Origin of the sequence: Vibrio sp. 779(2023) (assembly GCF_033344285.1) — a bacterium.
In the GTDB taxonomy this organism is placed as follows: Bacteria; Pseudomonadota; Gammaproteobacteria; order Enterobacterales; family Vibrionaceae; genus Vibrio; species Vibrio alginolyticus.
The window spans coordinates 76176-101550 of record NZ_JAWPOM010000011.1 but is presented as its reverse complement, the minus strand read 5'-3'; the positions used below and the strand labels follow the sequence as shown (position 1 = coordinate 101550).

The window sequence follows — 25375 nt, the reverse complement described above, 5'->3', positions numbered from 1 at the left end:
GAGCACTCGGCTCCTTTTTCTCATTCTAAAGCTGTTTTGCTGCAAGAACGCGCTCAACAGTATCAACAATTGCTTGAGTCTGAGGATCAAACTCAATATTAACACGCTCCCCTACTTGTCTCACTCCGAAAAGCGTTCGCTGCAAGGTTTCTGGAATTAGGTGTACCGAAAAACGACACGCTTCAACTTCACCAATAGTTAGCGAGCAGCCATCTAAACCAATGTAACCTTTCGCTAATACATATTTCATTGATTCTTGCGGCAGTTGGAACCAAATCGTGCGGTTATTGGGCGTATCGATGATATCGACAATATCTGCCGTTAAACTAATATGACCAGACATGCTATGCCCGCCTATTTCGTCACCAAACTTAGCCGCGCGCTCAATGTTTACGCTATCCCCTTCCACCAGCCGACCTAAATTAGTAAGAGCCAATGTCGCTTGCATTAAATCAAAACTGATAAGGTTGCCTTCGATCTTAGTCACAGTTAGACAACATCCGTTGTGTGCAACGGATGCACCAATTTCTAACCCTTTACAAAGTTCATCGCTTAACTCGACAACGTGCGTTTGAAAGCGTTCTTTTTTATCAATTTTAACGACCTTCGCCGTACCCTGAACTATTCCTGTAAACATTTCTTTTTACCTATTGATTTAATACCAACTGTAGTCGAAGACTAAGCCCTAAACACTGCGCTACAGGTCGGAAATAAAGACCGCAGACGATAAAGCCATGGCTTAATGAACACTGGTTTGTTCTCATGCATGCTTCAACATTACCATGATTCGCTGCTGTTCTCAGTAAAAGCGTATCCTTAGCGTGGAGAGCGTCCAGTCAGTGTTATCGACTATTCGCTACCTAGCTATGGAATATGAACATACAATTGTTTATCATTTGCGCGGAGTTTCTCCGAGGCATTTTTTCACCTTATCGTGACTAAAATCAACCATCAGATCCGTTCACCACATCTTTTGCCCTCGAGTACTCTCATTCTTTCAACTTATTGTTCCGCTCTGGAGTATTTTTCGTGCATCGCTATAAAGAAGAAGCATCAAGTCTTATCAAATTGGCGACCCCGGTATTGATCGCATCTGTCGCTCAAACTGGTATGGGGTTTGTTGATACCGTAATGGCTGGCGGCGTTAGCGCCACCGACATGGCTGCGGTTTCTGTCGCTTCAAGTATTTGGCTACCATCCATTTTGTTTGGGGTGGGTTTATTAATGGCATTGGTCCCTGTTGTCGCACAGTTAAATGGCTCTGGTCGTCGAGTGAAAATCCCGTTTGAAATTCAGCAAGGCGTCGTTTTGGCATTGCTGATCAGTGTGCCGATAATTGCAGTCCTGCTTCAAACCCAGTTTATTCTCGGGCTGATGGATGTTGAAGCACTGATGGCTGAAAAAACGGTGGGATACATTCATGCCGTTATATTAGCAGTACCCGCTTTTTTACTTTTCCAAACGCTTAGAAGCTTTACGGATGGTATGTCATTGACGAAACCGGCAATGGTTATTGGCTTTATCGGTTTGCTGCTCAACATTCCTCTAAACTGGATTTTCGTGTACGGCAAGTTTGGTGCACCTGAATTAGGCGGTGTTGGCTGTGGTGTAGCAACCACGATTGTTTACTGGGTCATGTTTGCCATGCTATTGCTGTATGTGATGACATCAGAGCGATTGAAAAGCATCAACCTATTTGGAGAATGGCATCGCCCACAATGGAAAGCGCAAGTTCGTCTATTCAAGCTCGGCTTTCCTGTTGCAGCAGCGCTGTTTTTTGAAGTAACACTGTTTGCTGTCGTTGCACTGCTCGTTTCACCACTGGGTCCTATCATTGTGGCAGCGCATCAAGTCGCGATTAACTTCTCCTCGTTGGTATTTATGCTACCAATGAGTATTGGTGCAGCAGTAAGCATTCGTGTCGGCCATCGACTTGGTGAAGAAAACGTAGATGGCGCGCGCGTAGCGTCACGAGTCGGCATTATGGTTGGTCTAGCATTGTCCGTTCTCACAGCGATTTTAACCGTCTTGTCTCGTGAGTGGATCGCCGAGCTTTACACTAGCAACCCAGAGGTAATCACTCTAGCGATGCACCTGCTCGTATTTGCCGCTGTTTATCAATGTACGGATGCGGTTCAAGTGATCGCAGCTGGTGCATTACGCGGCTATAAAGACATGCGAGCTATCTTCAACCGTACTTTTATTGCTTATTGGATTCTTGGGCTGCCAATTGGTTACGTCCTTGGCCGTACAGACTGGATTGTCGAGCCAATGGGAGCACAAGGCTTCTGGCTTGGTTTTATCATCGGCCTATCTTCTGCGGCCTTTATGTTAGGCGTCAGAATGCGTTGGATGCATCGCCAAGAGCCAGAAGTGCAATTGAACTTTTCAGTTCAATAAAAAGTAAAAAAGCCAGCATCCGCTGGCTTTTATGATCGAATAATCACACGGTTGAGTATACTTATAACAAGATTACGAAGCGGTTGATTTTGCTCTCTAGACAACGGATACGAAGTTATAAAAAAGGATATTTGTGCGGTCTATTTTATTGTTCTTAATCTTGATTCTTAATGGTTGTGATAACTGGTTCAATCCAGAGAACGCCATGTTTGATAAGTATCATCAACGTGTAGCCAATGTATTGGACGTTCCTGCTATTCCAATAGAATTACAGTCTACGGTAACGATTCCTGCGAAACGCGTTTTGTTCGAGCCATTGCCAAGGCTATCTATTGGCCTGCTAGAGAGCTATCAATTACGACAATGCGGACTCTTTAATTTACTTGCCGAGAAAAACTCACAACTTGGAAAGGTGCAGGATGCCTTTCATGATTTTGATTATCAAACTGCCCTTTTAAGAGTCATGAATCGATGTTTATCCGAATTTCCACTTAGCGATGAAGAACGCGCGACATTGACAGAGCTTTACTCAACCAAGTGGCAGCATTTAGACATTCATCTCGACAACTTACTACTCGTAAGTGATGCCATGCAAAAGCAACTAACTGCCTCTGATTGGCTATCTCAAAATACGACGAATGATATTGCACGCATTAACGATGTCTATCGTATTTTCAGCGAAATGTATGATTTACCCCACCGCGCGGTCTCACGTCTACCCGATGTGGAAGTTACTCAATATCAAGAAGAGTTAGAGAAATCTCGTTTACTCGGACGACTTTACTATTCAATGGTAAACACATCCCTTTGGTTAAAAGCAACAACTCAGCTACTTGAGCAGAACCAGAGCAACGTATTGTGCGGGCCGAACAGAGACACCACCCAGTTCCGCTACTTAAGAAATGTCTTTCAATCCATTTACGTTGAAGAAGTGCAACCTTATTTGGCTTATTTAGACAGTACCTATCAACAACTTAATGATGGTGCCACTTTGGTGGAGAACCGTATGCAACTCCATGGTCACCAGTATGGCATCATTGAGGCACATAGGACATTTAGGCAAGAAACCCTAAACCACGTTCAGTTTTGGCAGGGTCTCTTCAAACGATGTGGCGTAACCGTTGGCAACTAGTAAGTGCAGAGCGTTCTATTCCTTCAATCTTTCACGCAAGAATCGAGCAAAACGTGGTTTACCAGTATGTGTAAAACCGTTATATCTAAATGTAATGGTTGAACCAATTTTCGGAGGCTGGCGACGTACTTCATCGGTAAATCCGCTACCGATGTAAAACTCAATGCCATTTGGTAAGCGAACTAACATTGCTCCCATCATACCTAACAAGCGCCCTGTTCCTGGCTTATAACCCACAACTAACGCTTCATCATCTGAGTATCGTTTTAGTTTAAGCAAATCACTACCGCGTCCAGCCTGATAGCGGCTTGATACCTTCCGCAACATCACCCCTTCACCGTCGGATATTGAAATTTTATCCAACTGTGTAAACAGATGAGCTTCATTTTGAATCGCTCGGTGCTCGACATATTTGATATGAAGCTGGTCGACTTCAAGCACTAAGTCTTTGATGTTGTAATAACGCTTCCGATAATCACCAGCGGAATATGGCATATCAAAGATCATAAAGTCGATATGTCGCCAAGCAGACTCTACAGGAGTTTTATCTAACACCGTTTGCTGAACAAGATGGAAATTACCTCTCCCAGCCCAAAGTTCACCGTCCAACGGATAATCAGGTAAAGGTCCTGTAAACCAATCTGGGGCGTAGATTCGATTACCATTTCTCGTCACGAGATGTTGCCCAGTCCAATAAGCGCGAACACCATCAAGTTTTTCGCTATACCAATATTCAGACACATCAATACCATCCTGATAGCTTTGTGCAAGAGAAACTGGTGGTGCGAGAGAAGTATCCGCTTGAAGCTGTGAAGACGCTGCCATAACAGCCAGCGCAATTAATGTCATTTTTAATGGCATAAGAAGACCTTGTACAAAAAATCGTCTTTATTGAAACGTAAGTCCTCTCGATGACCTATTTATTACTAGTTGTTCTTCGACTCATAACAATCAACATTAGTAATAATTTGCAAAGATAATCATAAACTTTAGACAGGTTTTGCATTTAGTCGTTACACGTTGTTCACTTAAGGCGGATGGTTCGTCAATCGAGTTGGAATCTAATCATGACGAGATCCCCCGCTCTAATGACTTCTTTAGGTTCAACACCTCTTATAAGCAAACCATTTCTCTGTGCATTTTTGATTCTCAATTTGAGAATCAGTCCTTTCTCAAATTGAACAATATCATTAACAATATTTAACTGTTTGATTTTTCATTAATTTCAAATTGGCACGTTACCTGCTCTATATCCAATTAGAAAAACAAACGGAGACAGAGTCATGGAATTACGCAAACTAGAAATCAATCAAGACAAGTTAGCCATTGAGTTTTTTGGTGACTTAGACGCAAGTGGCTGTCGACAAGCACAACATCACATTGATGAAGTAATTCACAACAATCATCACAAAGAAGTCGAAATTAACCTACAGCACGTCCAATTTCTTGATTCTTCAGGGATTGGTGCCATTGTTTACTTATATAAGCGTCTAGTTGAACGTGAAAGAAGCATGAGTATTGAAAACGTATCAGGCCAACCTTTAGAAATCATGAGCTTGCTTCGTATCAACCATGCCATTCCCGTTAACTCAAAAGGACACTAAAAATACCGGTTTAAACGGAGGTTGGCATGGTAAATCTTATACGACGATATGCAGTAAGCGGTCTTGTTGTCGGCATGTTTGGTTGTTCGTCGTTTGACTACCCAGAACACGGAAAAGGTGGCTTGGCGGAAAGCTATCAAGATATCTCGATCGAGAATTATCAGTTTTCCCCTGTGATGCCTGACGAGCCTTTAGGTCCAGAACATGGGTTAAGGTTTGATTGGCAACTGACCAAGTTACATCTAGACGCACTAATCCAAGAGGGAGCGCGCTGGTGTTTTCCTGCGGCAGTTGTTCAGGCCCTTGAAAAACAAAATAGAATTGCGCGCGAGTTAGAAGGTGGGCTTTTACTCGACGCTGCCAACGACCTTGTGATTCAGCGTCGACGCTTAAACCAGCTCGAACAACAACTCGACTACGTACTGAGCCAAACCACTTGCACACCGCCCGATGATATTGAAGCACTACGTAGCGACCTAAACATAGTCTCGGATATCTATGCACTACTTAATATCGACAACCAGTTTGCTGTCGATTCAGCAGAAATCAACCCGAAGTACATGGGACATTTGGCAGAAGCAGCCTACATTTTACGTGACCACCCCAACCTATCTCTTGTAGTAACGGGGCATGCGGATGCAACTGGAACACCCGATTACAACCAGAAACTTGCTCAAGCGCGTGCGGAACAAGTAAAGCGTTACCTAACCGTATTTGGTATCACTTCAGAGAGAGTCACTACCAAATCTGTCGGAGATAACCTGCCACTCTATGAAGGTGAAACATCCGCCGTGCGTTTAACTAATCGTCGAGTAAGCATCGAGGTTATTAGCCCTAATTCAGATAGCGATACCTCAATAAACCGCAACCCAACGGCAGGAGGCGCGCTATGAACACGATGAAACCATTTATCCTCTTAATGTTGTTGTGTCTGGTTGCGTGGGTACCATCTTCCATAGCGGATGAGAGCAATATTGTTAAGGTCGGTGATTTAATACAGATTAACTTACCCGGAGAGGCGTCGTTAAACCAAGGGTTTCAGGTTGATCGTCGTGGACGAATTAATTTACCAGAAGTCGGCCCTGTATTAGTGGCCGGCTACAATGAACAACAACTACAAGACGTGATTATCGACAGGCTAAAGACCGTGTATCGTGACGTTAACAACGCTCGAGTTTTTATTAAACAGCAACAGTTGTTAGTGTCCGTTCAAGGCTACGTGGTCAAACCCGGTGAATATACCTTACCTTCTGGGTCCAACATTCAAATGTTTGTGTACGAAGCTGGCGGCCTGCGCGCAGGGGCTCAGCTCGATAAAATGATAGTGAAACGTGGAAATAAAAACATTGAATTTGACTACAAACGCTTCCTTGATACGGGGGACAATAGCCAGCTGCCAAAACTAGAATCACTGGATGTCTTATTTGTCCCCGCTTCCCCACTCGTAGGGAATATTGAGCAAGAGTTTGATGCAGCAAAACTCGCGAATTCAGGTGACAGCGCAGATTCCGCTCGTGCAATCAAAGTCTTTGGTGAAGTCAACGCACCTGGCTCGTTCTCATACAAGCCAAACACCACGCTAGTTGATGTCGTAATGCGAGCTGGCGGCGTGACACGATATGCCAGTGTTGAGCAAATTCGCGTGATAACAAACAATAACCCAACCATGTTTAACCTGAAAAAGTACCTTGATACTGGAGACCAAAGCCTACTGCCAGAGATCCTGCCAGGTGCCACCATCTTTGTCCCAAAACAGGAAGAAGAAATCAAAGCAGGTGCAAATGTGGTTTACGTGATGGGTGAAGTCGCCCATCCTGGGGCATACGAAGGCAAGCAAGGCGCTAGCTTCATGGATATCCTCGCCAACGCTGGCGGGCCCACTCGCTACGCAGAATCTCGCCAAATTCGCGTTATAAAATCCGATGGCAAAGTCATCAAATTCGATCTTACCGCGCATACAGAAGGACTATCTTCAGCCAGACCACCAAATGTTGGACCAGGAGACGCGATTTTCGTACCGGAGAAAACCGATTTCAATGAGAAGTCTTGGTTAAAAGTAGCACCTAGTCGAGCGGTCGCAGTGATGGGAGAAGTTGTTCGCCCTGGACGCATCGAGTGGTCAGACGAAATGGATTTGATTGATCTGCTTGCACACGTTGGAGGCCCAACTCGACGAGCTGATACCACCAAAATTGAAGTCGCCAATAACGGTCAAATGACACAATTTGACTTAGACCAATACATTCTGGATGGCTCACCAACATCAAGCCTACCTCAAGTTTCCGCTGGTACAGTCGTAAGGGTACATGCATTGCCTGACGACCCATCCGATAATAAATCGCAATGGGTAAGCCAAAGCTCTGACGCATCGATATACGTTTTCGGGCAAATCAATGCACCTGGGCGCTATCGTTTCACTGAAGATATGCATTTTCTGGATATTTTGTCTGCCGCCGATGGACCGACAATGGATGCAGATATTCACAACATCCGTGTCACACACCGAGGCCTAGGTTATGCCAAAGTGAGTAAATTGAATTTATCGATGTACTTTGAAACAGGTGATGAATCAATTCTGCCCCACGTTCGTCCTGGTGATACCATTTACATTCCAGAAAAAAACAAAAACTGGTTAGATCGTTCAAAAGAGTCCACGGTACGCGTATTAGGTGAAGTAAGAGACCCAGGGCGATACGTATTCAATGACAACATGACTGTGCTTGATCTGTTAGCGGAAGCAGGAGGACCAACTGACAATGCCTACCTTGAAAAGATCAGTGTGGTCAATATGTCTTGCTGCCAGGGCCAAGCCCGAACATTTGATTTGGTGAACTTTAGTAAAACAGCCAACATTTATGAGCTGCCAGTCATTCGCGCAGGCGACACGATTTACATTCCCCATAAAGACGAAAGCTTTGTTGAAAAAGCGAGGGCCGGATTAAGAGATATTTTACAAATCACCACAACCATCGTGTTAATAGGAGCGTTGTAATGACTATTCCTGCAACTCACGCTGAGATTGAGCAAATTTATCTTCAGAGTGAACAGAAAGGCCACAAAACGATTTGTGTTGTGGGTTGTAAATCTGAAGATGGTGTCACTTCCGTGGCTTCATCTCTTGCAGAGCGCTTGGTTTTAGCAGGCCACAATACTTTGTATGTAGACCTTAACTTATTCAAACCCGCTTATCACACTGTTCACGAATTTGATGATGACGAGAAGGTTGGCCATTTGATCACACGAGAGAATACACACCAAACTTTAGTCGGCCTCCCTGCTCCGTCTCTCGCCAGTACTCAGTTAGCGTACCGAGACCCAACAACGCTGAAACAAAACATTGCACAATGGTTAACGCAGTACGAGCGCGTCGTGATAGATACATCACCACTTCTTAGTGTCAACCGAAGCAATATTGCGCCTCAAGTGATTGCTGGCGTATGTGATGCTACTTTGTTAGTAGCGCATTATGGCTCTACGACTGCAACCCAGCTCGAGCAAGCCAAAAAGCTACTCGATGCTAGCGATGCGAACTTGATTGGTTCTGTACTGAACATGAAGCACACTCCAAGCCTGAAAGATGAGTTAATCCGCCAAGTTTCCAAGCTGCGTTTCTTACCAAAAAAGTGGAAAGAAAAACTGTCTCAGCAAATTAAAAAAAGCGAACTGTTTATGTTATAGGGAGCGCTATTATGACGATAAATAATACATTGACTATCGAGCAAGAATTAGTGGATGAGCATATTCTTCAGCAAATGATCAAAGATACGTGCGCCGAAATCATCCCTACCTTGATTGATCACTATGTCGAAGAGTCACGCGATCGCATGGAGAAAATAGAGCAAGCATTAAGCACAAAAGACCTTCAAACATTAGAGTTCGAGGTTCACACACTGGGCAGTTCTGCTCTCGCTTTAGGCAATCGAACGCTTTCAAGACAAGCAAGAATGATTGAGAAGTACTGTGTCGAAGGAAAAATACCAAAAGCATTGGAGCTTTGTGAAACACTTCCGCAACTCGCCAATGAATCGTTTGATGCGTTAGAAAAGCGAAAAGCTCAAGGGTTTGAGTAGTATTAGTGTCTTACTCCCTAGCGAAGCATCGCGTTTGATAAAGCGCGATGCCGACATCATCTCATAAATTTAGGCTCCAAATTCAGTCACCCTCTCCAAGCCACATACCTTGAAATTATTTGGGTATAACTTAATCAATTAAAAAGTATGGATTTTTCGCAAATTTCCTACCTTGTGCTAATACTTAAATAACGCTTTTCTCAAATTGAGAATTTTCAGCACTAGAGAGCTATAAACCACTCATAATGCCAAATAGTAGTGCTGACAAAAATCATAAAAAATGAAACAAACTACGTTGGGATGGGACTATGAGACCAAGGGTGTTACTGGTAGAGGACTCTACTTCACTAGCCATACTTTATAAGCAGTATGTGAAAGACGAACCTTATGACATTTTTCATGTCGAGACAGGTCGCGAAGCGATTCAATTTATTGAAAGAAGCAAACCTCAGCTCATCATTCTCGATTTGAAACTGCCCGACATGTCTGGCGAAGACGTGCTGGATTGGATCAACCAGAATGACATTCCTACGTCCGTTATTATTGCTACGGCACACGGCAGCGTCGACTTAGCCGTTAATCTAATTCAAAAAGGTGCGGAAGATTTCTTAGAAAAGCCCATAAACGCTGATCGCCTAAAAACGTCAGTTGCATTGCACCTTAAACGCGCCAAATTGGAAGATTTGGTGGAAAATATTCAGTCCAAGTTTGATCGCCACAACTATCACGGATTCATCGGTTCAAGTCTCCCGATGCAGGCGGTATACAAGACCATTGATGCTGTTGCGCCAACTTCTGCCAGTGTGTTTATTGTGGGAGAAAGCGGCACAGGTAAAGAAGTTTGTGCTGAAGCCGTCCACCGCCAGAGCGACCGTAAAGACAAGCCTTTTATTGCAATTAACTGTGGGGCTATTCCACGAGATTTGATGGAAAGTGAGATTTTTGGTCACGTTAAAGGGGCCTTTACTGGAGCAACAACAGATCGAAAAGGTGCGGCGACGCTGGCACATGGTGGCACGCTTTTTCTTGATGAGCTGTGTGAAATGGAACTTGAGATGCAAAAGAAGTTGCTCCGCTTTCTACAAACGGGCACTTACACCCCTCTTGGTGGCACTCGAGAAATGAAAGTGGATGTGAGAATCATTTGTGCCACTAACCGAGATCCATTAACAGAAGTAGAAGAAGGTCGTTTTCGTGAAGACTTATACTACCGTGTGCACGTTATACCTATCGATATGCCCCCATTACGTGAACGAGGAAGTGACATCGTCACGCTTGCCAAGCACTTCTTGACCACTTACGCCAAACAGGACAAAAAGAAATTCTCAACAATCGACAGTGAAGCTCAACATATCATCAAGCATTACGAATGGCCGGGTAATGTAAGGCAACTACAAAACATCATACGTAACATTGTGGTGCTTAATAACGACGAAAAAGTCACGGTGAGCCACCTACCCGCTCAACTCACTAAAAAGTCAAAAGTTACGAAAACAACGACGCCTGCGCATGTTGCTCAAGAGTCAGCAAACATTGCACCAATCACACCACCACCTGTTTATACTGAGGAACCTTCACCTTCTGCGGTCGAACCGTCGATTACCGCAGCGGAGCTGCCTGGTACACCGTCCTCTGCTGCTACCTCACCGTACTTTAACTCTGATGGAACCATTCGCCCTATGTGGCAAGTAGAGCGTGAAGCAATTCAGAACGCAATTGCGTACTGTGATGGCAACGTCCTCAACGCCGCTGTCATGCTGGAGTTAAGCCCATCTACGGTTTACCGAAAAAAACAAGCGTGGGAAGCGGATGAAATTAATCTCGAACAATCTTGATAAACCTGCCATTGGTGAAATTTGGATCTTGCTTGATAGCCGTCTATTCGGCGGCATTGAAAGTCACGTTATCGAGCTAGCTCGGGGATTAATCGCCTTTGGAAACAAAGCTCGAGTTGTGCTAACCACCGAGTATTCGCCAGCCGCTCAGATTGTACAGAAGGCAAAAGAAGCCGCGATCCCTGTGAGTTACTTAAACTATTTGTCTGGCGAGCCCAATAAAGCTTTAAAAATTAAACACCTAACAAGCGCTGTCGCCAATCACCAACCCTCAGTGGTTCACTCCCATGGTTATAAAGCGTCGATTTTGTCGCGCTGCGCCAAACTGCTCACCCGTACGTTTCCTCGTTTGATTTCAACTTATCATGCTGGTGAATCGTCCTCAGGGAAACTATGGCTATACGATTGGCTTGATAGAAGCTCAGGCAGCCTATCTGACCATTGCTTTGCTGTCAGTCCGAGTATTCAGCGCAAAGTTTTTTGTTCTTCAGGACTGCTGAATAACTTTGTTTCGATTCCCAACAGTCAACTCAACTATCAGGAAATCGCTTTTGTCGGCCGATTGAGTCAGGAAAAAGGCGCCGATCAATTTATTGAGGTAGCGAGGCTCTGTCCAACATTACAGTTTAGTGTGTACGGTGATGGCCCAGAAAAAGAATCGCTTAATCAAACTGCCCCTCCAAATGTGACTTTCTTCGGCCATCAAACCGATATGGAAGGTGTTTGGGAAAATATCAGTGTACTTATCATTTCTTCTCGTTATGAGGGTCTTCCAATGGCGGCGCTTGAAGCCATGTCGAGAGGCATTGCCGTGATGAGCTTACGTGTAGGTCGTCTTCCAGATATTATCCAAACGGGTAAAAATGGTTTTATCGTCGAAGACATTCCCTCTCTTGCTAAATGTCTTCATGACTGGATGTCGATTGGTGAAGCGCAACAATCACTCATTCGCGAGAATGCTCGACAAACCATCATTGATGATTTCTCAACACAAAGTGTGATTCCCGTATTGCTACAAAAATATCAAATTGAAACGGATCACTAATCCATATTGGTTCTCAATATGAGAATGATGAGTTCCAAACATAAATATCATATAAGATTCAATCACATAAACTAATGGCATATTTTGGCATCTCTATTGCAGCTCAGCAGTTAACGCAGATTAATGATGAGACAGAGGTGACTTATGACTACGCCAAAACGCATTCTATATGTTCATTATGGTGATAATTGGATTCGCGGCAGTGAAGTGGTGCTTCTGGCTCTCATTTCAGGAATCGACCGCGATAAGTTTGAGCCATTCGTATGGTCCAACTGCCAACCATTAATCGATAAGTGCCAATCGCTCGGAATTGAAGCGGAACATTCAGCCTTCAATTTGGTGGGTGGTTGGAGCGCTCCGCGCTGGGATATTAGCGGGTGGAATAGCCTTATCAAACAAGGCTCAGCATTAATCGAAAAGCACAACATCGACTTGGTACACGTCAATAGCGGCGGCCCTTGTCAATGGATGTGTTTGGCTGCTCGCATGAATCATATACCACTTGTCACGCAACTTCATTGCCATTATACATTGCGCGATCGCTTCTCTCTCGGACTTCACCTCTCTCCAAAATTGATTTGCGTTAGCAAAGATGTTGGACGCGAAATTATTCAGGACGGCTACCCACAAAACCAACTTCATGTCGTACACAACGGCGTGTCACTTCAAGGCGTGGATACACCCATCGACATTAAAGATCGCCTCGGAATCCCATCACAGGCCTTTACCTTTCTGTCGGTGGGTTCGCTGATTAAGCGCAAAGGGTTCGACCGCCTTATTCGCGCAATGCGCATGCACAACTACCACCACCACAACCCTCACCTTGTTATTGTTGGTGACGGCGAAGAAAGAGAAGCATTGCAACAGCTTGCCGCGGATCTTGGTATCCAAGAACGAGTGCACTTTGTCGGGGAGCAACACAATGCCGGAGCGTGGATGTGTGGTAATGCAGACGCTTTTATTAGCGGCGCCTATGAAGAGGCCTTTGGTCTCGTGCTCGGGGAAGCGGCTTTAGCTCAACTGCCTATCGTGGCTCCTAAAACGGGAGGCATTCCTGAGTTGTTCGAGCATAATCACTCTGCATTGCTGTACCAGAACAGTGGAATGGCGAGCCTGTTAAACGCGATTCAACAAGTCATGCAAGACGCGGCATTAAGAAACAAGCTGGCGGAAAACGCTTACCTACATGCTAGCCAGCACTTAACGACGACTGCATCTATCAACGCTATTGAACGTATTTACGAAGGTGAACTTAATAACAACGCCATTACACCAATGCCAATGACTCACTGCATGAAGCCTCTTTCACGCTGGTTGAGCATCAATTGAGGAGCCCGGTCATGAAACGTGTATTGATGTTCGACGCCATCCCAATGCAAGGTGGATCCAAAATCGCGAATGCAGAGCTCCTTAAGCAGTGCGATAAGCTGAACGTGATTGGTTATCTACTCACTACAAATCCAGAGCATTGGGCGTCACTGCTTAGTGATACACCGCGTGTGCAAGTTATAAAAATAAAACCATCACCATTTAACTCGACTCATGGACTGACCTACTGGTTGATGAACGCTTACTACTTTCTCCAACTTCTCTACGCGTGCATGAAGCTGCCAAAAATAGATAGCTTTTTGGGCCTATCTTGCCCAAGTAATGATATGCCTTTGTACTTACTACGATTAATTAGCAAAAAGCCTGTGGTACAGATGGTTCATGGCCCTATTGGACGATCGAGATCTGCTGGCTACTGCTTAGTAAAAGCATCGGCAATTTACTACTTGGCAAACACCCGCGAATCAATGGTAGAAGCATTACAGGCCTACCTCAAAACAGAGAAGCCAGCCACCGAACGCTATTGGTGTGGTTTGAATACATCTACGTTTGTTAATGGATTATCGAAAGATCGCTGGCCAAAACAAGCGAATCCGATTTCAAGCCGCGTTTTCTGGGCAGCTAGCTTACTAAAATGGAAGAACATCGATCTTTTGCTTGATGCTTTAACACTTGATGAGTCGAAAAAGATCAAATCCACCGTGTGTTACATCAAACCTAACGTGGCAGGTGTGGAATATTCAACACCGGACTTCAACACACAAGGTGTTGAATGGCATGAGTGCCCAAACAACTTAGATGAATTGCGTTCACAGTGTGGTGTGTTTGTTTCCACCAGTCTCAACGAACCTTTTGGGTTATCTATTTTGGAGGCGCTCGCTGCAGGTATGTGTGTCGTCATTCCACATGATGATAGTTATTGGGACCGCGTGTTAACTCACGGCCGAAATTGTATTAAATACACGCCTAACAATGTGGCTTCGTTACACAACGCAATTCGCCTTTTGAATGAATCGCCGTGGATGAAAGTAACGATGGGTATCGAAGCACTCAATGTTTCTCAACTATACACAGCCGAACGTTGTTATTTGCCAATCGCCCAGCACCTTGCTGCCGAAATTGCTACCAACAATGATTGCACACTCAAGACACCGCGAGACATCAAAGGATATGATCATGTCTAAAGCAATGACCAACATGACGCTATTTGCTATCGCCTTAGTGATCAATAAAAGCATCAGCCTAATCATGCTGCCTGTATTGCCCCACTTTCTCTCACCAGAGCAAATGGGCAAGCTTGAGCTTCTAACAACCTTTGGTGTTGTTACGACCTTGTTTGTCAGTTTCTCTTTGCATGAAGCGCTGTATCGATTCGTCGGCGTTGAAAAGGATCAAAATACGCGCACAAGCCTACTAAACCAGCTGTACTCACTTGCTTTACTCATCGCTGGCGTCGTCGCTCTTAGCTTGCTCACTATCATTTTAATCGCCCCCATTCCCGCGCCTTTTACGCGAGCCGAATTCGCTATTGTTATGTTTGCTATCGTTCTAGAAGGCAGTATTGCAATCGGCACTGCCTGGTTAAGAACACAAGACGACAAAGCAAGAACACTGCTTAACGTCATGGTCACTACCACCATTTTTCAGGTCATTTTTATCGTCGCGGCGCTGTCTGTTCATCCCCATGTTATTTCTGTTTTGTGGGGGGGCTTGTTGGCTGCTATTACTCAATTTGTTTGGCTGCACATCGTTAACAGTTACAATGTCACCCTTCCTAAACTGACATTGGCAAAACAATACCTAAACTACTGCCTACCAATGATGATGGCCGGTTTAGTAGCATTTTGTCTCAATGGCGCTGAACGCTGGTTCATTGGTGCCAACACTTCTCTTGCGACGTTAGGGATTTACGCGATAGCGGTAAAATTTGCAGTGGGCATGTGTATTTTAGTGCAGCCATTTGGCATGTGGTGGATGCCACGTCGATTTAACTACTTAGAAGGGCGCAAGAACACTGAAGCAGTGCGCATCACACACTTAGGTATGATTTACATTACAGGTTTGAGTGTAGTGGTCGGCACATTAGCAATGGTGATGATCACCTACTTACTGCCAGAAACCTATCATGAGGCGGTACTATTCAGCTTATTCTTGCTACCTATCGCCATGTTAAAAGAATGGAGTGAGTTGATTAACATCTCCATTTTGTACAAGCGTCGTACTCGCTGGCTACTGGGTATAAATGTCGTCTCTGCGTGCGTTGCGATTGCTTTGCTGTTTGGCTTATCTTCTCTGGGTATTTATGGTGTGTTCATTGCGCTTTATTACGCACAACTGTGTAAGCTGGGCCTGACTTATGTAGTAGGCCAACAATGTATGACGTTGCCTTTTCACCTAAGTCTGATGGTTTTATTACAGATTATATCCGGTGTGGCACTGTTCCTGCTTCACTCTTCACAATCAATAGGAATCGCCATCGCAATTTGCATTTTGACATGCAGTTTGCTGGCAGGGATAGCCACTCGCTACATGAGTAAAGAGACGCTCAATGCTCTCACTCGATACATAGTGAAAAGGCGTGGACAGGTGAAGAGATACTCGTTATGAATGAAACCAAGGTGAGAACAAAACAGTCCATCGCAGCACTGACGATCACTGTCGGTATCGGCCTGCTTTGGGTTGTTATGCCTCATCCCATTTTGATTGTTGCGTTGTGTTTCGCACCACTCGCGTTACTGTTTGTTCTCAATCAAACGTTTTGGCTTGTCACACTGTTCGTTATTTTTTCATTCTTTCGTATTCACGAAGCCTTTCCTGTTATCTATAACTTCAAGATCCCATTACTGTTATCACTGGGGGCACTCGCCGCACTCGCTTTTCACCTTCTTATAAGCCGCCAGATTACAGCTTTTTGGCACCCTTCATTAAAGTGGCTGTGTATATTTTGGGGTCTGGTGATCATCGGAATAATATTCGCTTCCAGTCGTGATATCGCAATAACGGTGTTCAAAAATACCTATTGGAAAATCATCATTATGACGTTGGCCATCACCTGGCTTATTACTAAACCTTCACAGCTCGCTCAGATGTCAAAAGCAATTATTTTCGCCGGATTATTGATTGGCTTAGTGGCATTACAAAACGCTGCGAATGGCATTGATTTAGTCGAAGGAACGCGCGTGTCAATAGGACGATCCATAGGTTCAGTACTTGGCGATCCTAACGATTTGGCACTAGTGCTGATGTTTCCCCTTGCCTTTACCGTTAGTCAATTGATGGAGAAGCATTCCCCCAAGCATCTCAGGCTCTTTGCCCTTATCACCTGTTTGGTTTTGTTCTTTGCGATCATTGAGACTCAGAGCCGCGGTGGGTTACTCGGTTCACTGTCTGTATTTGCCTACTTTGCTTTTAAACACATCAAAAGCAAAACATTAGTCTTGGTACTAGGCGCCGTAGCAGCCATCGTACTCTACGCATTCGCTGGTATTTCAGGACGAGAATCGGGGGGAGCCGCTGAGGATGGTATAGATGCCTCTGCGATGGGGCGACTTTATGCGTGGGAAGCGGCATTTAAAATGGCGCTGCATCACCCGTTGACTGGCGTAGGTCTAGATAACTTTTACTTTAATTACTATTTCTACAGCCCACACTGGGATGGTATCAACCACGCGGTCCATAGTACTTGGTTTGGCGTGTTGGCAGAAACGGGTTTTGTCGGACTCGCGGTGTTCATTACTTTAATTGTGTCATTGATCCGCACCTCTTTGCATTCCATCTCATTGCTGACACCAAAATCAGATTACACCCTCTCTGTAGGAGCAAACGCCGTGTTAAGTGGGCTTATCGGTACCATCGTATCAGGTACGTTTCTGACTCAAGGTTTCACTTGGCCAATTTACATTCTAGCGGCATTAACAGTTGTCGTTAGCCGTATTGTTCAAAGTGACTGTCAAAATGAGAAATCCTAGTTTCAAACATAAACAAAACCCATAACTCACTGTTTTAAAATGGCTAATTCCTTGGCACGCATTGTGATTACTCACTTAATTAGTAATCAAATAACCAAGACTCAAGGAGAGCCACATGACGGACATCGTAGTATTTGGAGAAGATTTTGGAGGGTTACCCTCTTCCACTCAGCATATTGTCAAGCGACTAGCAGCGAACCATCGAATCCTTTGGGTGAACTCCATTGGCCTTCGTCAACCTAAGCTGGATTCTAAAGACATACAACGTGCGTTAAACAAACTCACTCGTGTATTTCATAACGTAGGCTCACACAAGCCAACATTGGACTCTGAAACAAACCCAAACATTCACATCATCAACTTGCTCACCATTCCTGCCCCTAGTTCTGCATTAGCAAGAAAAGTGGCCGCTAAGATGATGAAACACCAACTCAACAAACAATTACAAGCTCTTGGTTTTGATAAGCCTGTATTTTGGACGTCGCTCCCGACTGCTGCCGATCTTTGTGCAGAAATGAACCCACGTGGACTGATTTACTATTGTGGCGATGACTTTAGCGCTTTAGCTGGTGTTGACCACGACACGGTAGCCAAGCACGAACGTACTCTTGTTAATGCGGCTAGCGTTATCTTTACGGCAAGCGAAACACTCTCCACCAAATTTCCATCTGGTAAAACCGTCACTTTGCCTCACGGTGTCGACTTTAGTCTGTTTTCTGAGCCAGCACCTAAGGCTGAAGATTTTCCTAATAATGGTCGCAAAGTGCTGGGCTTTTATGGCAGTTTGTCGGAATGGTTAGACTACGACTTAATTGCCCAAGTCGCAGACCAAGCGCCTGACTGGGATCTCGTGTTCATCGGCCCTAACGAGTTCAGTGATAATCCACTTCCACAAAGATGCAACGTATACTACCTGGGCCCGAGAGCGCATCACACTCTGCCACGTTACTCCCAACACTGGGATGCCAGTTGGTTGCCCTTTGTTGATAACGCTCAAATCAAGGCATGTAATCCGCTTAAACTTCTTGAGTACTTGGCAACAGGAACCCCTGTTATCAGCACACCGTTTCCTGCATTAATGCCCTACAAACATATGCTTCATGTGGTTCAAGATGTCGAAGACGTGCGTGCCAGTCTCGATCACCTCCTACCGCCACCGACAGATTCAAAGTCATTTGTTCAACAGCAAAGCTGGGAAGCAAGAGCCAACCAAGTTGATAAATTAGTGAGGGCGCTATGAACGATTTGAGAGAGAACCTTAGTGTATTACTACATGGCGCTTGGCGACGTCGTTACATGATCGTTATCCCTATGCTTGTCTTGCCGGTGCTGGGCTTCATCGTAAGTAAGCTGGTTCCGACGACTTATGTTGCTCATACCAGCATGCTTATTCAAGAGACAGCGAAAATGAACCCGTTCCTTCAAGACCTTGCCGTCTCAACAATGCTTAAAGACCGATTGAGCGCACTCAGTACTCTGCTAAAAAGCCGACACGTTTTGTATTCTGTCGCAAAAGAACAATCGCTGTTCAATGACGAGATGAGTGCAAAAGAGCAAGAGTTCATCATAAAAGATCTTGCGTCGCGCCTGTCTGTTCAGCCACTCGGTAAAGACTTCATTCAAATTCAATTGCAAAGTGGTAAATCAGAAGGAATGGAGTCGATGCTGCTCTCTGTCAGAGAGCATTTTGTCGAACAGCTTTTGGCTCCTGAGCGTTCTTCGATTAAAGATTCGAGTCATTTTTTGACTATCCATATCAACAAACGCAGGGAAGAACTAGACAAGGCTGAACAAGCTTTTGCAGAGTATAAAAATACTTACTCAGACGCGACACCCGAAATGCAAGCTCAAAGCCTTACTCGCCTTGCTAGCCTCAAACAAACGCTAGCCGAAAAGGAGGCGGAGCTTGCTGGTGTTTCACGAAGTCTAGGCAGTTTGGATCAACAACTATCCAAAACGAACCCGGTTATCGGTAAACTGGAAGAGCAAATCATCGACATTCGTAGTGAACTTACCCTGCTTCGCGCTAAATACACAGAGGCGCATAGTTTAGTTCAAGGTAAGTTGCGAGAATTAAACCGGTTGGAGCAGGAACGCTCGGTACTCTTGAACTCTAAACAACCAGAACTAAACAGTGCTCAACTATGGGATATCGCGAGCAATACCACAGTAAACAGTCTTGGCGAAGCACAGCCTCTACTTGTCTCCCAACTACATCAATTACAAATGATGCGTGGACGTTTTGAAGCACTTACGGAAGAAACCAACAGCTTGCGAGACATGATCCAAGAATTAGAGCGAAATGCGCACCAATTTGGGAGCACAGCAACAGAAATCAACCGCTTAGCTCGTGACGTCGCAGTGAAGAGAGAAATGTATGATGAACTCGTCGAACGCTATGAGATGGCCCAACTAACGGGTTCTTTGGGAGAGTTTGAAGAGAATAAGCGCGTAAAAATCATTGATGAACCGTTCACGCCAACGATTCCAACTAACTTACCTAGTTTTGTATTTGTCATTTTAGGATTTATTGGTGGCGCTGGTTTAGGCATTGGATTAGCGACGATACTTGAGTTAGCCGATAACTCTATCCGCTCAAAAAGAGCATTAGAAAAACACCTTGGTGTTCCTGTCATCACCACTTTACCTAACGTAGTGTACGGAAACTAACCGCCATAAGAACTCATTTACAAGCACTCGGTCGGCGAGTGCTTTTCTTTTACTACTGCCTTATACAGCCTCATAGCATGTCCACTAATATGAATCTCAAATTGAGAATAAACATAGAACCTCACACGAACTGAAGCTAACTTATTGTTTTTAAATGTTTAACTTCTTGGCACGTTGTCTGCAATTCCTAAATAAACAAAGAACTCAACGAGGGTTTGAAAATGGAAGTCAGACAAAAGCACAATAACACTAAGCACAGCAAAAAAGTGATATTACACGTCGTGCAGCACTTAGCTCCTGGCGGCTTAGAAACGCTCGTACTAGAGATGCTTCGTTTTGCGCAGCCAAACCATTCCGTTTTTGTCGTAAGTTTAGAGGGAAGCAAAGCGCAAGCACTGCAATGCTGGCAAAAACTATTGCCCTACCAAGGCCAACTGCACTTTCTTAATAAAAGACCTGGATTCAGCGGGAAGACCATCGCTACACTGACTTCAATGATAAAAAGAATGCGACCAGACGTGGTCCACACCCATCATATCGGCCCACTTCTGTATGGTGGTATTGCTGCACGTTTAGCGCACGTACCTGTAGTGATTCATACCGAGCACGACGCATGGCACCTTAATAACAAAAAATCAGCTCGACTACAGTCCCTTTTGCTAACGATTATTCGCCCGCAAGTAGTTGCCGATGCTAACTTTGTCGCCCATCAAATACAGACTAAGTTAAAGTATCGCAAAGTTTGTACTATCCATAACGGGATTGACTGTCAGAAGTTTAAAAGCGGTGACCAAACGGCAACAAGACACTTGTTTGAACTTCCAACCGACAAAATCGTGATTGGCGTTGCCGGGCGTCTAGAAGCAGTTAAAGGCCATAAAGTGCTTATCGAAGCATTCTCTCATCTTACGCCAAACACACACCTAGCCATTGCTGGAGATGGTTCTCAGCGAGCTCAATTGGAAGCACAAGTTAGAACGTTAAAACTTGAAGATCGAGTAACCTTTTTAGGCTTGGTCGACGATATGCCCAGCTTTTACCAAAGCCTAGACTTGTTTTGCTTACCATCACTTCAAGAGGGATTTCCTCTCTCAACCCTCGAGGCTCAAGCATGTGACATTCCTTGCGTCGCGACGGATGTTGGCGGCGTGAAAGAGACGCTCTGTCCGAACAACAGCACACTGGTTGAAGCAAATCGCGTGTTTTCGTTGGCCGAAGCGTTATCACAGCAACTGGAATCATCACACCATTCTCCTCGAACTTTTATTCTCAAACACTTTGATATCAGAGACATGGTGAGTCGCTACTCACGTTTGGCCAAGGAGGCTAGCTATGAATGATTTACTTTGGATTATAGGGTTTGGTTTATCCGCGTTTTTGATTGTCTATCATCACGTTGGGTATCCACTGCTCCTTAAGTGGCTTCCTTTAAAACAGCAAGACGAAACCAAAGCACCATTTGTAGAGCGAGCTTACAAAGCCTCCAAAACAGACAGCCAGCTACCCTCTATTACTGTCATCGTGCCCGCCTACAATGAAGAACAATGGATAGCAGAGAAGATCCGTAACCTTGCGAGCCTAGATTACCCAAGGGATAAGTTAAGAGTAGTGATCGCATGTGATGGCTGCACAGATAACACAGCCGAGATTGCTCAAGCGACAATTCAAGAAGCAATCTGCTCTGATACTCTGTTCATTATTAATGATCACCAAATCAATCGCGGTAAAGTTGCCCTACTCAACGAAGAAATGCGTCATGTTAGCTCGGACATTACCGCACTGAGTGACACGTCGGCATTGATTTCTTGCGATTCTCTGTTGCTAGCTAGTCAGCATTATCAAAATGAGAACGTTGGAGTGGTTAACGCAACATATCAAATAATGAGTACTGATAACCAAGGTGAAGCGGCGTATTGGCGATACCAGTCTCGAGTAAAGCATCAAGAATCCTTGTTAGGTTCAACGATTGGTTCCCACGGTGCATTTTACACTTTCAGAACTCACTTATTTGAACCACTGGAAGTCAGCACCATTAATGACGACTTTATTCTCCCTATGAGAATCGTTTTGCGAGGCTATAGCGCTATTTACGAGCCAAACATGCTGGCTCTTGAACTAGAACAGAGCTCAGACAACGCAGATTTCAAGCGGCGCCTAAGAATTTCAGCGGGTAACATGCAGCAGCTCATGCAATTAAAGCAATTACTGCTACCTCGTTATCGTGGCACTGCCTTTGCATTTCTATCGGGAAAGGTTCTGCGCTTAGCAACACCCTATTTGATGATTGTTTGCTTTATTTGCTCACTACTACTGGCACACAATCCGCTGTTTCAAGTAATGCTGTTCGCTCAAGTTGGCATTTATAGCATCGCGCTTATCACTTACTTGATGCCAGCACTTAACACAATTAAACCTTTTAAGCTGATTAGCTACATCGTCATTGGTCATCTCGCCAACTTTATCGGCGGTATGAAGTATTTACTCGGAATGGAAAATGGACGTTGGAAACGCGTCAACCAATAAGGAAAGCATCATGAAAAACTCACGCTACGATTCAAATGTATGCCACGCGAAAAGAACGTTTGATGTACTGGTTGCAATGCTTATTTTGGTCGTCACTGCACCGCTATTCCCATTTATCGCGCTAGCTATAAAAATCACATCGAAAGGCCCAGTGATCTATCGTCAACTGCGTGTTGGGCGCTGCACACCAGAAAAAATGGATCTTTTTCAAATCATGAAGTTTCGCACCATGTATATTGATGCAGAGCAACGCTCTGGCGCAGTATGGGCAACTGAAAATGATCCCCGCATCACGCCAGTAGGACGCTTTTTACGCAAAACGCGTTTAGATGAACTACCTCAACTGTTTAATGTGTTGAAAGGTGAAATGTCGATGATTGGGCCGCGCCCAGAACGCCCAGCTTTCTACCAGAAATTGGAAGATGAAATCCCCTACTTTGTAGAGCGCACATATGGCGTGTTACCGGGTATCACAGGCTTAGCTCAGGTTAACCAAGGCTATGATGCATGCATTGAAGATGTAAGACGCAAAGTTGGGTTTGACCACAGTTACGCACTAAGCTTAGGTTCGTTTTACTCTTGGATTTCAATGGACCTTTCAATCATGAGCAAAACATTCGTTGTGATGATTGACGGACGAGGTCAATAACTTCCGGTTCTGGTAACGGTCACTCTTGCCACTGGCGGCGCATCTTTTCTATCGTCGCTGGTGGCACGTCATGAATGCTTTGATACGCTCCGTGACACACTTTAATTTCCACCTCGATGCGCTTCTTCATGCAGTAGTCCATGTAACGCTTCATCTCCCAATGTCGAACAAACGTATTGCTCACAATCACGACTCTCCCTTTGTTCAACCACTTTCTAGTTTGCTGAAAACACCACTCATGCGCTTGAGGTAATTGAACCGGTTCAAAGTGATAATCACCTTCATCATTTTCAAAATACATGTCAGCTTCAAAATGCTTAGCACCAAGCTCTATTGCCAGTTGTTTTGCTAAGGTTGTTTTACCTGAACCCGGAAGTCCACGAATAAGAATGAGTTTAGCCAGTGACATAATGCAGTTTAATGAGGTGGGAATAAGCCTAAACTGTAACGAAATTATTGGAAAAGAAAAGTAGAAATAAAAAATGCCGAGCACATTAGGCTCGGCATTTAAACTCAATCATGGATCGTGTTGTATTTATTTGTAAGCTGGCAGTTCTGTTCTTAACCCTTTCACCAAACTTACGCACATCAACAGCAGAACAAAAGTAAACGGTAATCCTGTTGCAACAACACCTGATTGCAATGCTTGCAGGGCTTCTTTACCACCAACCCAAAGCATTACGGCTGCAATTGCACCTTCAATACACGCCCAGAAAATGCGTTGCGGTACTGGTGCATCAATCTTACCACCGGCGGTAATACTATCGATAACCAGCGAGCCAGAGTCTGACGATGTAATAAAGAATACCAGAATCAGCACGATAGAAAGCATTGAAATCACTGAGCTATACGGAAGCGCATCGTAAACATGGAACAGAGTCAATGAAATATCAGTTAGGCCATTTGCACCTAGCTCACCAACTTTATTCACCACTTGGTCAAGCGCGATACCACCAAACACAGACATCCAAATCAAAGTAACAACTGTAGGAATAACGATGACTGCGAATAAGAATTCTCGAACCGTACGACCTTTAGACACACGCGCGATAAACATACCAACAAACGGTGACCAAGATACCCACCAAGCCCAGTAGAATACCGTCCAGCCGTGCATCCAAGTTTCATCTTCACGACCGTGAGGGTTACTCAATGGAATAATATTTTCAATGTAAGCCATTGTTGTGTCGCGTAGCGAGCTCCACGCCGTATCAAACGTGATGAAGGTAATGAAAATAAGCAGCGCAAACGCAACCACCATATTGACGTTACTCAGTAGCTTAACACCACCATCAATACCACGAATCACTGATAGCACCGCGATAAAGGTAACGAAGGTGATCACAATCATTTGTGTACCAATGCCGCCTTCTAGACCAAAGACATGATTAATACCACTGGTCGCCTGCTGAGCACCCAGACCTAGCGACGTTGCAAGACCAAATAGCGTCGACAAAACGGCAAGGATATCAATAACGTGACCTAACCAGCCCCATGCACGGTCACCAAAAATTGGATAGAACGCCGCGCGCAATGAAAGTGGTAAACCTTTGTTAAAGGCAAAAAACGCTAATGCTAGTGCAACGAGTGCGTAAATACTCCAACCATGTACACCCCAGTGGAACATGGTGGCACCCATCGCGAGAGATTTCGCTTCTTCTGTGTATGGCACTGCGTTCAGTGGCATTCCCCACCAATCAGTGAAGTACGCGGTCGGCTCCGCCACACTCCAGAACAGAAGACCAATACCCATACCCGCGGCGAAAAGCATCGACAACCAAGAAACGGTTGAGTGATCCGGCGTTGCTTCTTTGCCTCCTAAGCGGATTTTACCTAGCGGAGAAAAAAGAAGAGCAACGGCGAACAATAAGAAGAAGTTTGTCGACCACATAAAAAACGCATCAAACTGTTCGATAATTCCGTTTTTTAGACCGTTTAATACGTCTCGAGCAGTGGTTGGCTCAACAAGAAGAAGTGAAATCAGACAGAAAACAACGAGCCCCGCACTAATGCCAAAAACCGGGTTATGTATATCGAATCCCCACTTTTGAACGTTATCCTGTCCAACCTGATAATCGGTTGTATCAATACTATATTTTTTAAATGCATTATCCATAAATACAAATTTAACGTGAATTTGAAACGCCCCT

Annotated in this window: 22 protein-coding genes; 18 read left to right on the top strand and 4 right to left on the bottom strand. The window is 44.6% G+C overall.

Annotated elements, in window-relative coordinates:
• Positions 1 to 25: 25 nt before the first annotated feature.
• Entirely contained in the window at positions 26 to 637 is a 612-nt protein-coding gene (locus R8O70_RS15060; protein WP_005377625.1) for a riboflavin synthase, read from the bottom strand.
• Positions 638 to 1029: 392 nt separating this feature from the next.
• On the opposite strand from R8O70_RS15060, the gene R8O70_RS15055 reads away from it, so the two are divergent.
• Together R8O70_RS15055 and R8O70_RS15050 are read left to right on the top strand one after the other, a co-directional pair.
• Complete coding sequence (locus R8O70_RS15055; RefSeq protein ID WP_005377626.1) at positions 1030 to 2400, top strand: MATE family efflux transporter; 1371 nt, start codon at positions 1030 to 1032, stop codon at positions 2398 to 2400.
• Positions 2401 to 2533: 133 nt separating this feature from the next.
• Complete coding sequence (locus R8O70_RS15050; RefSeq protein WP_213969924.1) at positions 2534 to 3532, top strand: DUF3080 domain-containing protein; 999 nt, start codon at positions 2534 to 2536, stop codon at positions 3530 to 3532.
• 15 nt (positions 3533 to 3547) lie between these two features.
• On the opposite strand, the gene R8O70_RS15045 is transcribed toward R8O70_RS15050, so the two are convergent.
• Positions 3548 to 4393 (bottom strand): DNA ligase, encoded by an 846-nt coding sequence (locus tag R8O70_RS15045; protein WP_318184235.1) that lies wholly within the window; start codon positions 4391 to 4393, stop codon positions 3548 to 3550.
• A 422-nt stretch (positions 4394 to 4815) separates the two neighbouring features.
• On the opposite strand from R8O70_RS15045, the gene R8O70_RS15040 reads away from it, so the two are divergent.
• The 16 genes from R8O70_RS15040 to R8O70_RS14965 all read left to right on the top strand — a co-directional run bounded on the left by R8O70_RS15040 (position 4816) and on the right by R8O70_RS14965 (position 23225).
• Positions 4816 to 5136, top strand: a complete 321-nt coding sequence (locus R8O70_RS15040; RefSeq protein ID WP_017634929.1) for an STAS domain-containing protein — start codon at positions 4816 to 4818, stop codon at positions 5134 to 5136.
• 26 nt (positions 5137 to 5162) lie between these two features.
• Positions 5163 to 6029 carry an OmpA family protein gene (locus R8O70_RS15035; RefSeq protein WP_005377631.1) on the top strand — a complete coding sequence of 289 codons (867 nt, stop codon included), beginning with the start codon at positions 5163 to 5165 and terminating at the stop codon, positions 6027 to 6029.
• On the top strand, positions 6026 to 8128 hold the full coding sequence (locus tag R8O70_RS15030) for an SLBB domain-containing protein (protein WP_005377634.1): 2103 nt from the start codon (positions 6026 to 6028) through the stop codon (positions 8126 to 8128). The genes R8O70_RS15035 and R8O70_RS15030 overlap by 4 nt, the downstream gene beginning before the upstream one ends.
• On the top strand, positions 8128 to 8814 hold the full coding sequence (locus tag R8O70_RS15025; protein ID WP_005377635.1) for an AAA family ATPase: 687 nt from the start codon (positions 8128 to 8130) through the stop codon (positions 8812 to 8814). Before R8O70_RS15030 ends, R8O70_RS15025 begins: the two co-directional genes overlap by 1 nt.
• Positions 8815 to 8825: 11 nt before the next feature.
• Positions 8826 to 9206, top strand: coding sequence for an Hpt domain-containing protein (locus R8O70_RS15020; RefSeq protein WP_005377636.1), 381 nt, complete (start codon positions 8826 to 8828; stop codon positions 9204 to 9206).
• A gap of 308 nt (positions 9207 to 9514) precedes the next feature.
• A complete protein-coding gene (locus R8O70_RS15015; RefSeq protein WP_085569876.1) occupies positions 9515 to 11041 on the top strand; it encodes a sigma-54-dependent transcriptional regulator in 1527 nt (508 codons plus the stop codon).
• A complete protein-coding gene (locus tag R8O70_RS15010) occupies positions 11016 to 12086 on the top strand; it encodes a glycosyltransferase family 4 protein (protein ID WP_138939125.1) in 1071 nt (356 codons plus the stop codon). Before R8O70_RS15015 ends, R8O70_RS15010 begins: the two co-directional genes overlap by 26 nt.
• A gap of 144 nt (positions 12087 to 12230) precedes the next feature.
• Positions 12231 to 13415 (top strand): glycosyltransferase, encoded by a 1185-nt coding sequence (locus tag R8O70_RS15005; protein ID WP_085569874.1) that lies wholly within the window; start codon positions 12231 to 12233, stop codon positions 13413 to 13415.
• An 11-nt stretch (positions 13416 to 13426) separates the two neighbouring features.
• Positions 13427 to 14599 carry a glycosyltransferase gene (locus tag R8O70_RS15000; RefSeq protein WP_005377641.1) on the top strand — a complete coding sequence of 391 codons (1173 nt, stop codon included), beginning with the start codon at positions 13427 to 13429 and terminating at the stop codon, positions 14597 to 14599.
• Positions 14592 to 16022 carry a lipopolysaccharide biosynthesis protein gene (locus R8O70_RS14995; protein WP_054579479.1) on the top strand — a complete coding sequence of 477 codons (1431 nt, stop codon included), beginning with the start codon at positions 14592 to 14594 and terminating at the stop codon, positions 16020 to 16022. Before R8O70_RS15000 ends, R8O70_RS14995 begins: the two co-directional genes overlap by 8 nt.
• Positions 16019 to 17383, top strand: coding sequence for an O-antigen ligase family protein (locus R8O70_RS14990; RefSeq protein ID WP_169644502.1), 1365 nt, complete (start codon positions 16019 to 16021; stop codon positions 17381 to 17383). Before R8O70_RS14995 ends, R8O70_RS14990 begins: the two co-directional genes overlap by 4 nt.
• A gap of 115 nt (positions 17384 to 17498) precedes the next feature.
• Entirely contained in the window at positions 17499 to 18623 is a 1125-nt protein-coding gene (locus tag R8O70_RS14985) for a glycosyltransferase (protein WP_318184233.1), read from the top strand.
• A complete protein-coding gene (locus R8O70_RS14980) occupies positions 18620 to 20053 on the top strand; it encodes a GumC family protein (protein ID WP_318125708.1) in 1434 nt (477 codons plus the stop codon). Before R8O70_RS14985 ends, R8O70_RS14980 begins: the two co-directional genes overlap by 4 nt.
• Positions 20054 to 20274: 221 nt before the next feature.
• Entirely contained in the window at positions 20275 to 21393 is a 1119-nt protein-coding gene (locus tag R8O70_RS14975; RefSeq protein ID WP_318125707.1) for a glycosyltransferase, read from the top strand.
• The gene (locus R8O70_RS14970) at positions 21386 to 22576 is read left to right on the top strand and encodes a glycosyltransferase family 2 protein (protein WP_258645805.1); all 1191 of its coding nucleotides are present in this window, start codon (positions 21386 to 21388) and stop codon (positions 22574 to 22576) included. Before R8O70_RS14975 ends, R8O70_RS14970 begins: the two co-directional genes overlap by 8 nt.
• A gap of 10 nt (positions 22577 to 22586) precedes the next feature.
• Positions 22587 to 23225, top strand: coding sequence for a sugar transferase (locus R8O70_RS14965; RefSeq protein WP_226083616.1), 639 nt, complete (start codon positions 22587 to 22589; stop codon positions 23223 to 23225).
• Between the two features lie 19 nt (positions 23226 to 23244).
• Here R8O70_RS14965 and R8O70_RS14960 read toward each other — a convergent pair whose 3' ends face one another.
• Together R8O70_RS14960 and R8O70_RS14955 are read right to left on the bottom strand one after the other, a co-directional pair.
• Positions 23245 to 23634, bottom strand: a complete 390-nt coding sequence (locus R8O70_RS14960; RefSeq protein ID WP_005377656.1) for an ATP-binding protein — start codon at positions 23632 to 23634, stop codon at positions 23245 to 23247.
• 126 nt (positions 23635 to 23760) lie between these two features.
• Complete coding sequence (locus R8O70_RS14955; protein WP_005377659.1) at positions 23761 to 25341, bottom strand: BCCT family transporter; 1581 nt, start codon at positions 25339 to 25341, stop codon at positions 23761 to 23763.
• Positions 25342 to 25375: the final 34 nt, after the last annotated feature.